At 71.9% G+C, this 14,347-nt stretch carries 13 protein-coding genes; 4 read left to right on the top strand and 9 right to left on the bottom strand.

The genetic code is table 11. From position 1 onward, the window contains the following. Positions 1–4 precede the first annotated feature (4 nt). The 4 genes from MQN93_RS21335 to MQN93_RS21320 form a co-directional block, all read right to left on the bottom strand. On the bottom strand, positions 5–919 hold the full coding sequence (locus MQN93_RS21335; RefSeq protein ID WP_242710810.1) for an aminoglycoside phosphotransferase family protein: 915 nt from the start codon (positions 917–919) through the stop codon (positions 5–7). Between the two features lie 218 nt (positions 920–1,137). Beyond that, entirely contained in the window at positions 1,138–2,565 is a 1,428-nt protein-coding gene (locus MQN93_RS21330; protein WP_242710809.1) for an MFS transporter, read from the bottom strand. A 50-nt stretch (positions 2,566–2,615) separates the two neighbouring features. Further along, positions 2,616–3,170, bottom strand: coding sequence for a metallophosphoesterase family protein (locus tag MQN93_RS21325; protein WP_242710808.1), 555 nt, complete (start codon positions 3,168–3,170; stop codon positions 2,616–2,618). A 36-nt stretch (positions 3,171–3,206) separates the two neighbouring features. After that, a complete protein-coding gene (locus MQN93_RS21320) occupies positions 3,207–4,019 on the bottom strand; it encodes an SAM-dependent methyltransferase (protein ID WP_242710807.1) in 813 nt (270 codons plus the stop codon). Positions 4,020–4,176: 157 nt separating this feature from the next. Here MQN93_RS21320 and MQN93_RS21315 point away from each other — a divergent pair, with 157 nt between their 5' ends. From MQN93_RS21315 to rfbC, 4 genes are all read left to right on the top strand, one after another. Further along, positions 4,177–4,638: a MarR family winged helix-turn-helix transcriptional regulator gene (locus MQN93_RS21315; RefSeq protein ID WP_037780694.1), complete on the top strand. Its 462-nt coding sequence runs from the start codon at positions 4,177–4,179 to the stop codon at positions 4,636–4,638. Positions 4,639–4,724: 86 nt separating this feature from the next. Continuing rightward, positions 4,725–5,309, top strand: a complete 585-nt coding sequence (locus MQN93_RS21310; protein WP_016430698.1) for a hydrolase — start codon at positions 4,725–4,727, stop codon at positions 5,307–5,309. 119 nt (positions 5,310–5,428) lie between these two features. Next, on the top strand, positions 5,429–7,384 hold the full coding sequence (locus MQN93_RS21305; protein ID WP_242710806.1) for a glycosyltransferase family 2 protein: 1,956 nt from the start codon (positions 5,429–5,431) through the stop codon (positions 7,382–7,384). A 4-nt stretch (positions 7,385–7,388) separates the two neighbouring features. Continuing rightward, positions 7,389–7,994: a dTDP-4-dehydrorhamnose 3,5-epimerase gene (gene rfbC / locus MQN93_RS21300; protein ID WP_242710805.1), complete on the top strand. Its 606-nt coding sequence runs from the start codon at positions 7,389–7,391 to the stop codon at positions 7,992–7,994. Here rfbC and MQN93_RS21295 read toward each other — a convergent pair. The 5 genes from MQN93_RS21295 to MQN93_RS21275 form a co-directional block, all read right to left on the bottom strand. Continuing rightward, a complete protein-coding gene (locus tag MQN93_RS21295; RefSeq protein ID WP_242710804.1) occupies positions 7,984–8,787 on the bottom strand; it encodes a class I SAM-dependent methyltransferase in 804 nt (267 codons plus the stop codon). The two genes, rfbC and MQN93_RS21295, sit on opposite strands and share 11 nt — an antisense overlap. Then, positions 8,774–9,655 (bottom strand): dTDP-4-dehydrorhamnose reductase, encoded by an 882-nt coding sequence (rfbD, locus tag MQN93_RS21290; protein WP_242710803.1) that lies wholly within the window; start codon positions 9,653–9,655, stop codon positions 8,774–8,776. The genes MQN93_RS21295 and rfbD overlap by 14 nt, the downstream gene beginning before the upstream one ends. Beyond that, positions 9,652–10,620, bottom strand: a complete 969-nt coding sequence (gene rfbB / locus MQN93_RS21285; protein ID WP_242710802.1) for a dTDP-glucose 4,6-dehydratase — start codon at positions 10,618–10,620, stop codon at positions 9,652–9,654. The genes rfbD and rfbB overlap by 4 nt, the downstream gene beginning before the upstream one ends. Beyond that, positions 10,617–11,684, bottom strand: coding sequence for a glucose-1-phosphate thymidylyltransferase (locus MQN93_RS21280; protein WP_037780696.1), 1,068 nt, complete (start codon positions 11,682–11,684; stop codon positions 10,617–10,619). Before MQN93_RS21280 ends, rfbB begins: the two co-directional genes overlap by 4 nt. 191 nt (positions 11,685–11,875) lie before the next feature. Continuing rightward, positions 11,876–14,329, bottom strand: a complete 2,454-nt coding sequence (locus tag MQN93_RS21275) for a SpoIIE family protein phosphatase (protein ID WP_242710801.1) — start codon at positions 14,327–14,329, stop codon at positions 11,876–11,878. Positions 14,330–14,347: the final 18 nt, after the last annotated feature.

Below are 14,347 nucleotides of genomic sequence, written 5' to 3'. Positions count from 1 at the left end.
TGGGTCAGGAACCCGTCCCCCGGTAGTCCTCGATGATCTGCTCCAGGTGGTGCAGTGCCGCCGTAATGCGTTGTGGGTGGTCGCGGAAATACGGGTCCTCCGGCACCGGTAGGGACCCCGCGAGGGCCCAGCCCCGGCCTCGGGCCCAGGTGGCGTCGTCTGCGCCGACCGCCTCCCGGAAGATGTCGCGTGCCGGCGTGGGCAGGAAGGTCCAGGCCGGGTACAGGTCCACTGCCGGGTCGGCCACAGCCAGCGTGCCGAAGTCGATGACCGCGCTGAGTCTGCCGTTGCTGGTCAGGAGGTTGGCCGCGGCGAGGTCGCCGTGGATCCACACCGGTGGCTTCGTCCAGGCGGGCGCGGCGAGCGCCGCGTCCCACACCTCGGCGACCGCGTCGGCGTCGACGAGCCCCGTCCCCCTCAACGCCTCGATCTTGGGCCGCACCCGGGCCTCCGCGGCGATCGAGTCCCGGGGATCGCCGAGGGGCACGCCCCGGAACGCGTTGCTCTGCTCGGGGCCCGGCCCGCCGGTGGCATCGGCGGCCTGGAGTGCGGTGATGAACCCGGCGAGATCGAGGGCGGTGCGGACCGGGTCCACCAGGGCGTCGGAGGTCGCCGTCGTACCGTCCAGCCAGCGATAGACGGACCACGGGTACGGGTACCCCTCGCCGGGCTCACCCTTGGCCAGCGGTTGCGACACGGGCAACGGCAGCTGCGGCGCGAGCCGCGGCAGCCAGCGGTGCTCACGCTCCACCTGGCCGACCCAGTGCGCATAGCGCGGCAGCCGCACGGACAGTTCGTCGCCCAGCCGGAAGGTGGCGTTGTCCATGCCGGACTGCGGCACCGGGGCGACGGGAAGATGGGCCCATTGCGGGAACTGGGCGGCGAGCAGACGGCGTACGAGCGTTTCGTCGATCAGCACGCCGTCCAGTTCACCGGGGAGACGGGCGACGGTCCACCGAATTTCTCATGTGTGAGCCGGCGCGGGATGGGTAGCCGCCGCACAACGGAGGCGCAAGCACCTCCGCTCACACAGCACCTTCTGCGGGAAGGAGGTCCGTGACAGCGCACACTCGCAGCGCCCGGGCCGCTTCCGTTCGCATGGAGCGGCCCGGTCCATGCTGAGGCACGCCGCTCGGATCACCTCTCGCCGCCCGGGAACAGCTCTCCCGGCAGCATGACCAGCGCGAGCACCGCGCCCAGCGCGTACAGGCCCGCGGCTCCCAGCGCGACGGCGTGGAATCCCCGTATGAACTGCGCTCCGCCCGAGGGCTGCCCGGCGACCGCTCCCGCCACCGCGATGCCTATCGCCCCGCCGGTCTGACGTGCGGTGTTGTTCATCGCGGAGGCGAGGCCCGCGCGCTCGGCGGGAACGGACGAGATGGCCGCGGCGACCACCGCCGGGGTCAGGAAGCCCATGCCCGTGCCCCACAGCAGGAACGCGGGCAGCAGGACGAGATACGAGGAGTGCGGCGCGGCCAGGGCCAGGAGCGCCAGTCCCACCACGGCCATCAGGAGGCCCGCGGCGGCCGGCAGGCGCGACCCGATCCGGCTGGTGATGCGTCCTCCGAAGGGCGCGATGACCGCGAGCGGGGCGAACAGCGGGATCACCACGGCGCCCGCGAGCAGCGCGGAGCGGTGCTGGACCGACTGCAGGAACAGCATCAGCACGAACAGCGTGCCGAGCGTGCCCAGGTTCATGATCCCGGCCACCACGTTCGCCGCGTCGAAGACGGGTCGGCGCAGCAGGGCGACGGGGAGCATCGCGGCGTCCCCGCGGCGCCGTTCGACGACGGCCAGCGCGGGCACCGCGAGCACCGCCAGGGCCACGGCGGCGAGCACCTGGGGTGCGCCGGCACCGGCGCGTCCGCCCTCGATGAAGGCGTATGTCGTCGCCGACAGCAGCAGGCCGGCGAGCAGCACACCGGGTACATCGAGACGCCGGGCCCGCTCCCGTCCGCTCTCCCGCACGATCGCCGCGGCCCACACCAGGGCGACCAGCACGATCGGGACGTTCACCAGGAAGATCGCCCGCCAGCCGAGGCCGTCGACCAGTGCGCCGCCGAGCAGCGGGCCCGCGGGCAGGGCCAGGCTGCCGATCCCGGCCCAGACGCCGATCGCCCGCGCCCGCCCGGCGTCGTCGGGGAACGCGCGGCTGATGATGGCGAGCGTGCCCGGCAGCAGCAGGGCCGCGCCCACGCCCTGGACCACGCGGGCGGCGACGAGCACTCCGACGCCGGGCGCGAGTCCGCAGACGAGGGAGCCCGCGCCGAAGACGGCGAGGCCCCACAGGACCACTCGGCGATGCCCGTACAGATCCCCGGCCGTCCCGCTGGTCAGCATCAGCGCGGCGAGCGCCAGCGCATAGCCGTCCACCACCCACTGCAGGCCCCCGACGTCGGTGCCCAGGTCCGCCCCGATGCCGGGCAGCGCGACATTGACGACGGTGACGTCGAGCAGCACCAGGAAGTAGCCCGTGCACATGACGAGCAGGACGGTGCGCGGTGAGCCCTCGTGCCGTGCCGGGCCCACCGCGCGCCGCAGAAGCGTTGCCGGTGATCCAGTCATGGGTCCTTGGTAACAGGCGGGTCTGACAACGCCGCCGCACACCGGGACGATCAGGTGCGCTCGCGGTCGCCGGGTGCCCTGCCCTGCTGCCCCGAAACGGGCGGCCGCCGCGGGGGCAGCCGGTGCAGCCGCACGTCCGTGAGCAGGCCGTTCGCCACGGTGGCGGTCATGTACGTGCAGTGCGGCTGCCGGCGGCGGTCGGTCGGGGAGCCGGGGTTGAGCAGCCGCAGACCGTTCGCCGCGGTGGTGTCCCACGGGATGTGGCTGTGCCCGAAGACCAGCACGTCGGCGTCGGGGAAGCGGGCGGCGCAGCGCTCCTCACGCCCCTTGGCCGCGCCCGTCTCGTGCACGACGGCGAAGCGCAGCCCGTCGAGTTCGGCGTATGCGACCTCGGGCAGCCGGGCCCGCAGCGCCGGCCCGTCGTTGTTGCCGTAGACGGCGACGAGCCTGCTGGAGCGCGCCTCCAGCAGGTCGAGGGTGTCGGTGTCGACCCAGTCCCCGGCGTGGAACACCACGTCGGCGCGCGGGAGTTCGTCCAGCAGCCGGGCGGGCAGCTCCTTGGCACGCTTGGGCAGATGGGTGTCGGTCGTCAGCAGAAGGCGCACGACAGCAGCGTAGGCAGCACACACCTTCCGCGGCGGTCAGGGCTTGCGGCCGACCCCGCACCACATGGGCAGTCCGGGCGCGGGCGTGTCGTCGGGGCCGGGGCGCCAGTCGGGGAGTTCGACGACGCCCGGGGCGAGGAGTTCCGTCCCGTCGAAGAAGCGCTGGACCTCGTCGCGGGTGCGCGGGGTCGCGCCCGCGTGGTCGGCGGCCCGTTCGTTGTACACCCGCATCGACGCGGCGACCGCCTCGGCCCCGATGTCCGCGGCGGGGTGGGAGAGCACCAGGTGGCTGCCGGGGGCGAGGGCGTCGACGAGGCGCCGGGTGAGGGAGTGGGGGTCGTCCGCGTCGGGCACGTACTGCATGATCGCGACCAGCATGAGCCCCACCGGCTGTGTCAGATCCAGCGTCTCCTGTGCCGCCGTGAGGATCCGGTCGATGTCGCGGACGTCGGCCTGCAGATAGTCCGTCGCCCCTTCCGAGGTACCCACGAGCAGCGCCCGGGCGTGGGCCAGGACGACCGGGTCGTTGTCGACGTAGACCACCCGGGCGCCGGGGTCGAGCCGCTGGGCCACCTCGTGGGTGTTGTCGGCGGCGGGTACGCCGGTGCCGATGTCGAGGAACTGCCGGATGCCGGCCTTTTCGACGAGCTCGCGCACGGCACGGCCGAGGAAGGCCCGGTTGGCCCGGACGGCCGGAACGATCTGCGGATTGGCCGCGGCGGCCAGTTCGGCCGCCTCCTGGTCGGCGAGGTAGTTGTCCCGGCCGCCCAGCCAGGCGTTGTAGACGCGCGCCGGGTGCGCCACGGTGGAGTCCACCGCCGCTATGCCGCCCGTCGGATGCTCGTGCATAAGGATCCGCTCCCCTGACCGCCGTGTTCCTGTCGGTGGACACCGTAATCCAACATGCTTGGTGACAGGCCAAGTTGGCGGGACTTCAAGGTGATCTACAGGTAAAACTGTTCAGCCTGAGCTGGACAGTTTCCCTGTGCGGTTCTACGGTGGACGCATGAACGGGAAGGCAACCGACCCGGCCGAGGGCGTCTCCGACTCCGCCGCCCGCGCGGCACGCGACCTGCGGGTCGTGCTCAGCAGGCTGCGCCGCCGCATCAGGGAGGTCGCCCAGGGCGACGAGCTCACGCCTCCGCAGGTCTCAGCCCTCACCCTGGTCGCCAAGCACGGGGCCGCCACGGCCAGTGCGCTGGCGGTGGCCGAGGGCGTACGGCCGCAGTCGATGGCCACCACGCTCGCCGCCCTGGACCGGCACGGTCTGATCCGGCGCAGTCCCGACCCCGACGACGGCCGCCGTCAGCTCGTGACGCTGACCGACGCGGGCGTGAGCCGTGTCGAGGGCGACCGCCAGGCGCGCGAGGAGTGGCTGGCCCGGGCCCTGCAGGACCGCTTCACCGAGGACGAGCGGCAGACGGTCCTTCAGGGGCTGGCCCTGCTGGAGCGCCTCACACAGCAGTGACGCCCCCTCTTGCCGGCCGCCGCCGCGCCCGACCGTTCACCGAGCACACGCGCACCCCCTGAACACCCCCCTGAAAGGCCTGGTCCATGACCGTCACCGCCCTCGACCCCCGCACCGCCCTCGTGGTGATCGACCTCCAGAACGGCATCGTCGGAGCACCCACCCAGCCGTACTCCGGACCCGAGGTGGTCAGCCGTACGGCCCAGCTCGCCGACGCATTCCGGGCCCGTGACCTGCCCGTGGTCCTGGTCCGGGTCTCCTTCGCCGAGGACGGCGCGGACGCCGTCCCGGGCCGCAACGAGGCCTCCGGCCCGGCCGGAACCCGCCCCGAGGGCTGGGACGTCGTCGTCGACGAACTGTCCGGCCACCCCGGCGACATCACCATCACCAAGCGCAACTGGGGTGCCTTCCACGGCACCGGTCTGGACGTCCAGCTGCGCCGCCGCGGTGTCACCCAGATCGTGCTGACGGGCATCGCCACCAGCATCGGCGTGGAGTCCACCGCCCGCGCCGCCCACGAGCACGGCTACCACGTCACGCTCGCCACCGACGCCATGAGCGACATGAACGCCGACGCCCACCACAACAGCATCGAGCGCATCTTCCCGCGCCTGGGTGAGCGCGGCACCACGGCCGAGATTCTCGAGCTGCTGGCCAAGACGCATGGCTGACGGGCCCCTTCACAGGGTCTGACGGAGGGTCCGGAGTGGGGCGAAGCGCCCGTCGGAGATAGGCTCGGGCCAACCCGCACCCACACCACGGCGAGCGACCCGAGGGGGCCCGGAGCCCGATGCCGGTCAAGGTCAGCGTCATCGTCCCCGTCTACAACCCGGGGCCCTACATCGAGGAGTGCATCTCCTCGTTGCTCAGGCAGTCCCTGCCACCCGACGAGTACGAGGTCGTCTTCGTCGACGACGGTTCCACCGATCAGACCCCGGCCCGCCTCGACGCGCTCGCCGCGAAGGAGCCGCGGGTCCGGGTGATCCACCAGGAGAACTCCGGCTGGTCGGGCAAGCCGCGCAACGTCGGCATCGCCGCCTCCAGCGGCGAGTACGTCATGTTCGTCGACAACGACGACCACCTCGGCGACGAGGCCCTGGAGCGGATGTACGGCTACGGCGTGGCGAACGGCGCCGACGTCGTGATCGGCAAGATGGCCGGGCAGGGCCGCAACGTCCCGGTGGAGCTGTTCCGCCACAACCGGCCGCGCGCCTCCGTCGCGGACGCCCCGCTCATCGACAGCCTCACCCCGCACAAGATGTTCCGCCGGGCCTTCCTCGACGAGATCGGCCTGCGCTTCCCCGAGGGCAGGAGGCGGCTCGAGGACCATGTCTTCGTGACGGAGGCCTTCCTGCGCGCGGCGAACGTCTCCGTCATCGGGGACTACGTCTGCTACTACCACGTCCGCCGGGACGACGCCTCCAACGCGGGCTTCCAGCCCTTCGACCCGATCGGGTACTTCAAGAACCTGCGGGAGGCGCTGGACGTCGTCGAGCGGTACACCGAGCCGGGCCCGGTGCGCGACAGCCTCTACCGGCGCTGGCTGCGGGTGGAGATGGTGGAGCGCATGCGCGGCCGGCGTCTGCTCGCCAAACCCGACGACTACCGGCGCAAGCAGTTCGAGGAGATCCACCAGGTCGTCACCGAGCGCTTCGGCCCCGGTGTCGCCCCCGGCCTGCAGCCCACGCAGCAGGTCGTTGCGGCGCTGATCAGGGCGGACCGCTACGACGACGTCGTGGCCTTCGCCGAGTGGGAGGTCGGGCTCAAGGCCACGGCCACACCCGGGGAGCTGCGGTGGCGGGACGGCAGGCTGTGCTTCGACTTCACGGTCGAACTGAGCGCGGGCGGCGCGCCGTTGACGTTCCCGGGCGGTGCCTCCCCCACCCCGCTGGACGGTCCGCCGAAGGACGTCGACGAGGCGATCGCCTGGGTGGGCGCCGACACCGTCGCCCGGTTCGGCCAGGCCACCCTGGACCTGGTGGTGCGCGAACGCTCCAGCGCCGCCCAGTACTTCCAGCCGGTCGAGCTCACCCGGGAGATCGTGCCGGTCGAGGACAGCGGCCGCGTCCGGCTGGTGCTGCGCGGCACGGCCACCGTCGACCCGGCCGCCGCGGTGGACGGCGCGCCCCTCCGCGTCGGTCTGTGGGACACCTACGCCCGCGTCAGAGTGGGCGGTTGGAGCAAGGAGACCCGCGTCGGCCCGGGCCCGCGCAAGGCCAGGGCCGCCCTGTCCGCCGCCGTCGTGGGCGGCCGTGTGGTCCTGCCGTACTGGACCGACCAGCACGGCAATCTCTCGCTGGACGTCGACCGCGCGAGCAAACGGCTGGGGCTCGGCCGCCTCGACGCCTCGTCTGTGGACGTGTCGGGCAACCGGCTGCGCGCGCCGCTGCCGCTGCATGTCCCGGCCGGTACGGCGGCGCTGCTGCGGCTCACCTCGTCCGAGAGATCGGTCGAGGTGCCGGGCACGCTCTCCCCTGCCGGGGACGGGGCCGTACTGGAAGCGGCCCTGTCGGTCGCCGACCTGAGCGGCGCGACCTGGCGGGCCGCCCTGTGCGCGGCCCCCGACGCCGCCGAGCGGCGCTTCCTCTCCCTGCCACTGGCCCTTCGTGCGGACGCGCACACGGTCAAGGTGGCACGGCCTCCGCGGCCCTCGCTGCTACGGCGAGCGGCCCGCAAGGCGCGGCGGACCCTCGCCGGAGTGCTGGGCCGGCGCAATGTTCCGAAGACCAGAGCTGGAAAGGCGTGACAGATTGCGATCACTGGGGATAGAGGGCGCCTGGGCCCTCGAACCGAAGGTCTTCCCGGACGAGCGGGGCAGCTTCCACGAGTGGTACCGCGGGGCTGAGTTCCGCGAGGCCACCGGGTACGACCTGTCCCTGAAGCAGGCCAACTGCTCGGTCTCCCGGTGGGGCGTGGTGCGCGGCGTGCACTTCGCCGACGTGCCGCCCGGACAGGCCAAGTACGTCACCTGCATCCGGGGCGCGATCCTCGACGTGGTGGTGGATCTGCGCGTCGACTCGCCCACCTTCGCGCAGTGGGAGGCGGTGCGCCTCGACGACGACACCCGGCACGCGCTGTTCATCGCCGAGGGGCTCGGGCACGCCTTCATGGCCCTGACCGACGACGCCACCGTGGTGTATCTGACGTCGGAGGGCTACGCGCCGGAGCGTGAGCACTGTGTGCACGCCCTGGACCCGGAGCTCGGCATCACCTGGCCCGAGGGCATCCGCCCGCTGCTGTCCCCGAAGGACGCCGAGGCCCCGACCCTGGCCGAGGCGCAGCGGGACGGACTGCTGCCGTCGTACGCGGACTGCACCGCCTACTACGAGAAGTTGCGCGGCGAGGTCAGCGACTGACCGCGAACGGCTCCAGGGCCGAGCTCAGCGCCTTCCAGCCGCGGGCTCGGCTCAGGCCGCGGTTGCGGGCGCGCACCAGGGGCCGCCAGAAGTCGGCTCCCATCAGCGTCTCCGGCTTGACCGCCTTGACCCGCTCCAGGACCGCCTCGGGCACCTTCTGCGGGTCGGGCACGTCGAACTCGGCCATGATCTCGTCGTACTTGTCCTTGAGCACGGTGTTCTTGTGGTCCGCGCCGAAGACGACCAGCTGGCCGGTGGGCTGGGTGTCGACGAGGACGGTCACCAGGTCGGGGCGGTAGCGGCCCAGGATCTCGATGACCTTGTAGACGTCGCCGGTCCAGGCCGTGGTGTGCCGGTCGCGGGCCGCCTCGTCGATGCTGCGCGGCAGCATGTCGTCGAAGACGATCACGCTGGACCAGTCGGCGTGCTTCTCGATGTTGATGAAGTCCCGCAGTGCGTACTCGAAGAGGTGCATGCCGTCGATGAACGCCAGGTCCAGCGTGGTACGCCGCCAGTATCCGAAGGGGGCGCGGCCCCGCCGCAGATTGCGCACGGGGTGCCGGCCGCCGCGCAGATGCTGCAGGGGGTTGTCGCGGGCGAAGAAGTCGTCACTGGTGGCCTTCACCAGGTGGACGTCGCACTTGATCTCCGTGACCACCTTGAACGCGGGGTCGACCGCGATGCTGGGAACCCGCGACAGCTTCAGGGAGCGGCCGTCGTTGACGCCGATCTCCAGGTAGTTGCGGTTGGCGGTGGCCTTGTGCAGTTCCCGCAGGAACTCATGGCGTTTCACGAAGGGACTCCTTGCGGATCAGGGGAAGGGCATCGCGCAGGGCGGACTGCCAGTCGCGCAGGGGCGGCAGGCCGAGTTCCTGCCAGCGGCCGTGGGCCAGGGCGCTGTACGCGGGACGGGGAGCGGGCCGGGGAAAGGCCTCGCTGCCGACGGGCCGTACCCGGGCGGGATCGGCGCCCAGGCCGCTGAAGACCTCGCGGGCCAGTTCGTACCAGCTGGCCTCGCCGGAGCCGGTGGCGTGGAAGACACCGCTCGCACCGCGGCCCAGGTGCGGGCCCAGGTCGGCCAGCCGTGCGGCGACGTCCGCGCTCCAGGTGGGCTGCCCGCGCTGGTCGTGGACGACGTCGAGGGTGTCGCGGCGGGACTCCAGGTCGATCATCGTGCGGACGAAACTACGCCCGTGGACCCCGTAGAGCCAAGCGGTTCGCACGATTGCGCTCGATGTGGGGAGTTCCTTCGCGACGGCCTGTTCCCCGGCGAGTTTGGTGCGGCCGTAGGCGGTGCGTGGGGCGGTGGGATGGTCCTCCGGATACGGGGTGCGGGCGTCGCCCGCGAAGACGTAGTCGGTGGAGATGTGGATCATGCGGGCGCCGTGCGTCGCACAGGCGCGGGCGAGGTGGCCGGGCCCGTCACCGTTGATGCGCAGGGCCCGCTCCTCGTCGCTCTCGGCGTCGTCGACAGCGGTGTACGCCGCGCAGTTGACCACCAGGTCGGGCCGGTGCTCGGCCAACGCGCCCTCGACGGCGTCCTGTTGGGTGATGTCGAGGGCCGCGTGGTCCAGGCCCGTCACATCCTCGCCGCGCCGGGTCAGCTCCTCGACCGTGTCCCGGCCGAGCATGCCGCCGGCGCCGGTCACCAGCCACCTCATGCCGACCGCTCCTTCAACGGTTGCCACCAGGCTCGGTTCTCGCGGTACCAATCGACCGTCTCGGCAAGGCCGGTGGTGAAGTCGTGGCGGGGGCGGTAGCCCAGCTCGTCGCGGGCCTTGCTCCAGTCGACCGAGTAGCGCAGATCGTGGCCCTTGCGGTCGGCGACGTACTCCACCCGATCCCAGCCCGCCCCGCACGCCTCGAGCAGCAGCCCGGTCAGCTCCTTGTTGGACAGCTCGGTGCCGCCGCCGATGTTGTACACCTCGCCCGGCCGGCCCTTGCTGCGTACCAGGTCGATGCCGTGGCAGTGGTCCTCCACGTGCAGCCAGTCCCGCACGTTCAGGCCCTCGCCGTACAGCGGCACCGTCTTGCCGTCGAGGAGGTTGGTGACGAACAGCGGGATGACCTTCTCCGGGTATTGGTGGGGGCCGTAGTTGTTGGAGCAGCGGGTGACGCGCACGTCCAGGCCGTGGGTGCGGTGGTAGGCCAGGGCGAGCAGGTCGGAGGAGGCCTTGGAGGCGGAGTAGGGGGAGTTGGGGGCCAGCGGGTGCTCCTCGGGCCAGGACCCGGACGGGATGGAGCCGTAGACCTCGTCGGTGGAGATGTGCACGAAGGGGCCCACCCGGTGGCGCAGGGCGGCGTCCAGCAGCACCTGGGTGCCCACCACGTTGGTCAGGACGAAGTCGGTGGCGCCGGCGATCGAGCGGTCCACATGGGACTCGGCCGCGAAGTGCACCACCTGGTCGGCGTCGGCCATCAGCTTGTCGACCAGGTCCGCGTCGCGGATGTCGCCCTGCACGAACTGCAGGCGGGGGTCGTCGAGATCGAGGTTGGTGAGGTTGCCGGCGTAGGTGAGCTTGTCCAGCACCGTGATGCGCAGCCCGTCGGACGCGCCGGGGGCCAGCAGGGTGCGGACGTAGCAGGAGCCGATGAAGCCGGCCGCGCCGGTGACGAGAAGGTTCATGTGTGGATCTGCACCTTGCTGTGATCGCCGAGGACCAGTCGGTGGGCACTGGGGACATTGGGGGCCGGCGTCACTTCGGCGTGCCGGCCGATCAGGGAGTTCTCGATCCGTCCCACGCCGTGGATCGAGGAGTCGCGCAGCACGATGGAGAACTCCACCTCGCTGTCGGTGATACGGCAGTTCTCCGCGACGGAGGTGAAGGGGCCGACGTAGGAGTCCTCGACGACGGTGTCCGCGCCGATCACGGCCGGGCCGACGATGCGTGAGCGCACGATCCGTGCGCCCTCCTCGACGACCACGCGCCCGATCGTCTCGGAGTCCTCGTCCACCTCGCCGTCGATGCGCTGGTCGAGGCCTTCCAGGACCGTGCGGTTGACCTCCAGCATGTCGACGACGTTGCCGGTGTCCTTCCAGTACCCCTCGATCACGGTGCAGCGCACGTCGGCCCGCTTGTCGATCAGGTGCTGGATGGCGTGGGTGATCTCCAGCTCGCCGCGCCAGGACGGCCGGATCTCGCGCACGGCGTCGTGGATGAGGGGCGTGAACATGTAGACGCCGACCAGGGCGAGGTCGCTCTTGGGTTCCTTCGGCTTCTCCTCCAGGCCGACGACCTGGCCCGTGGCGTCGAGTTCGGCGACTCCGAACGCCCGCGGGTCGGCCACCTTGGTGAGCAGGATCTGGGCGTCGGGGCGGTTGCGGCGGAACTCGTCCACGAGGGCCGAGATGCCGCCGACGATGAAGTTGTCGCCCAGGTACATCACGAAGTCGTCGTCGCCGAGCCAGTCCCGCGCGATCAGTACCGCGTGGGCCAGCCCGAGGGGCCGCTCCTGGGGGATGTAGGTGATCTCCAGACCGAACTTGGATCCGTCGCCGACGGCTTCCTGGATCTCGGCGGCGGTGTCCCCGACGATGACGCCGACGTCGGTGATGCCCGCCTCGGCGATGGATTCGAGGCCGTAGAAGAGCACGGCCTTGTTGGCCACGGGCACGAGCTGTTTGGCCGATGTGTGCGTGATCGGCCTCAATCGGGTACCGGCGCCGCCGGACAGCACGAGAGCCTTCATCTGCTTCACCCTAGCGTCGATCACCATAAAGCGACTGTTTGTATGGTGGCTTCCTGGTTACGACCGTACTGCGCCGGGTCGGCCGCCGAGCGGCGGTCCTGGACCGTTCGGGTCGGGCCGGCCTCAGGTGGGTCTGACGTCCGGTCAGCACCGCCTGCCCGGACATCTCCTGCCGCTCATGACGGCAGCCGTCACGACCGGTCGATCGGGTACTCCGCCCACACCTGTTTGCCGCCGCTGACCGGTACGGTCCCCCAGGTCTCCGACATCGCCTCGACGAGCAGGATGCCCCGCCCTCCGGTGGCCTCCCAGCCGATGCTGGTCGGCTTCACGGGCGTGCGGGGCGAGGAGTCCGTGACCGAGACACGCACCCGGTCGTCGAGGAGCGTGAGATCGAGGCGGACCTGGCCGTCGGTGTGCACGAGGGCGTTGGTGGCGAGCTCGGAGACGATCAGCAGCACGGCGTCCGTGTCGTCCCGGCCCACACCCCAGGCCCGCAGGGTGCGACGGGTGAAGCGGCGGGTGTGCCCGACGGCCTCGGGGACGCGCCACACCGTCCAGCTCTCGCGCTGCGGTCGCAGCGTCATGCCGTCGTAGCGCAGCAGGAGGAGGGCGACGTCGTCGCTGCGCTGGGCGTTGCCGAGGAGCGCGTCGGCGACCAGGCCGAGGTGGGCGGGGTCGGACAGCGACAGTTCGTGGGCCAGGCGGTCGATCCCGTCGTCGATGTCCGCCTCGGCGGACTCCACCAGTCCGTCCGTGGTCAGCGCGACCACCGTGCCGGGCTGCAGCCGCAGCACGCTCATCGGGAAGTCGGCCTGCGCCACCACACCGAGCGGCGGTCCGCCCTCCGCCTCGGGGACGGTCGTGCCGCCGTCCGGGTGGCGCAGCACCGGCGGCAGATGTCCGGCACGGACGTACCAGGCGGAGCCCTCCTCCATGTCGACGTCGACATAGCAGCAGGTGGCGAAGAGGTCGGTCTCCATGTCCATCAGCAGCCGGTTGGCGTGCGAGACGACCACGTCCGGCGGGTGTCCCTCCACGGCGTAGGCGCGCAGAGCGGTGCGCATCTGGCCCATGAGGGTGGCGGCGGCCGCGCTGTGGCCCTGGACGTCGCCGATGACGAGGGCGACGTGGTTGTCGGGCAGCGGGATCACGTCGTACCAGTCGCCGCCGACCTCCAGACCGGCGGTGGTGGGCAGATAGCGGGCGACGGCGACCGCGCCGGGCAGTTCGGGCAGGCGGCGCGGCAGCAGCTGGCGCTGGAGCATGCCGACTAGTTCGTGCTCGGCGTCGAAGGCCTGGGCGCGCATCAGGGCCTGGCCCGCGAGGCCCGCCGAGGCGGTGAGCAGGGCGCGTTCGTCGGGGCCGAAGTCGTGCGGGGTGTCCCAGCCGATCAGACAGGCGCCGGCCATGCGGTTGCCGGCGGGCAGCGGCAGGACGGCGAGGCCGCCGGGGCCGACATCGGCCAGGGCGGGTTCCAGGGCGGTGCCGGCGGGCCAGATGTGGGCGCGGCCCTCGCTCAGGGCGGCGGCGAGGGTGGGCATGGCGCGCACGGGGGCGTCGGGCCACTCGGAGCGCCACTCCAGGCGCCACAGCTCGGGCCAGGCCTCCGGTTCGGGCGGGTCGAGGACCGTGACGACGAGCCGGTCGCCCTCCAGCTCGGCGAGCGCGATCCGGTCGGCCTGCAGCGGGCGGCGCAGGGCGGAGACCACGGCCTGGCTGACGTCGCGGACGGTACCGGCGGTGGCGAGCTTCGCGGCGAGGCGCTGGACGCGGGCCACGTCGGTGACGTCGGAGCGCAGCGTGGAGGCGTCGGCGACCGTGCCCTCCAGCCGGGCGGACCGGCCCTCGCCGCCGGACTGCAGGCGTCCGCGCAGCCGCAGCCACTTCGGCGGGCCGGAGGGCTGCAGCACCCGGAACTCCAGCTCGCGGTCGCCGAGGGACATGTGGTCGGCCTCGACGACGGACATCAGCGCGGGCAGGTCCTCCGGCACGGTCAGGCCGAGCAGGGTCTCCACCTTGCCGTCGAACTCGGCGCGGTCGAGGGCGAACAGCTCCAGGATGTCGTCGCCGACCGCGATGCGGCCGCTGTCCATGGCGAGGCTGAACGCGTCGGCGGGCAGCTCACCGCGCTCCGGCGATCCGACCCGGACGGGGCCGCCGACCGCGTCGGCGATCAGCTCCAGGCACTTGCGGTCCTCGGTGTCGAAGCCGTCGGGCCGTTCGCTGACGGCCAGCAGACAGCCGCCGCTCTTGTCGTCGGCGGGCAACGGCAGCACCGCGAGAAAGAAGTCCCGCACCTGCTCGCGGCGCTCCTCGCCGTCCTCGGCCGGATCCTCCGGGCCGAGCCAGACCTGGCTTCCGGACCGATGACTCTCGGCCACCGGGGAGCAGCCGGAGCGGGCGTAGGCCTCGCGCAGGCCGAACATCGTCCTCGGGACGCCCGCCGACTCGGCCAGGCACAGCAGGTCACGGTCCTCCCCCAGCGCGTACACCGCGACGAAGGCCGCTCCGGCGAAGACGAGGGCCTGTTCCAGGACGCGGCGCACCCGATCGGGTGAGGAGGGACCGGACGTGAGCGCTTTCAGGGCACCTTCGGCACGCAGCGCTCCGCTTCTGCGACCCTCAGCACCCTCACTGACCACGTCCGCAATTACAGCGCG

This window comes from Streptomyces spinosisporus, assembly GCF_022698145.1.
Taxonomy (GTDB): Bacteria; Actinomycetota; Actinomycetes; order Streptomycetales; family Streptomycetaceae; genus Streptomyces; species Streptomyces spinosisporus.
This window is presented reverse-complemented; position numbering and strand designations above follow the sequence as displayed.

What these genes read in the sequence shown, in the direction of transcription:
- MQN93_RS21305 (WP_242710806.1), top strand. Translation starts at nt 5,429, where the DNA reads ATGCCGGTCAAGGTCAGCGTCATCGTCCCCGTCTACAACCCGGGGCCC.
- MQN93_RS21330 (WP_242710809.1), bottom strand. Translation starts at nt 2,565, where the DNA reads ATGACTGGATCACCGGCAACGCTTCTGCGGCGCGCGGTGGGCCCGGCA.
- MQN93_RS21320 (WP_242710807.1), bottom strand. Translation starts at nt 4,019, where the DNA reads ATGCACGAGCATCCGACGGGCGGCATAGCGGCGGTGGACTCCACCGTG.
- rfbB (WP_242710802.1), bottom strand. Translation starts at nt 10,620, where the DNA reads ATGAACCTTCTCGTCACCGGCGCGGCCGGCTTCATCGGCTCCTGCTAC.
- MQN93_RS21310 (WP_016430698.1), top strand. Translation starts at nt 4,725, where the DNA reads ATGACCGTCACCGCCCTCGACCCCCGCACCGCCCTCGTGGTGATCGAC.
- rfbD (WP_242710803.1), bottom strand. Translation starts at nt 9,655, where the DNA reads ATGAGGTGGCTGGTGACCGGCGCCGGCGGCATGCTCGGCCGGGACACG.
- MQN93_RS21315 (WP_037780694.1), top strand. Translation starts at nt 4,177, where the DNA reads ATGAACGGGAAGGCAACCGACCCGGCCGAGGGCGTCTCCGACTCCGCC.
- MQN93_RS21280 (WP_037780696.1), bottom strand. Translation starts at nt 11,684, where the DNA reads ATGAAGGCTCTCGTGCTGTCCGGCGGCGCCGGTACCCGATTGAGGCCG.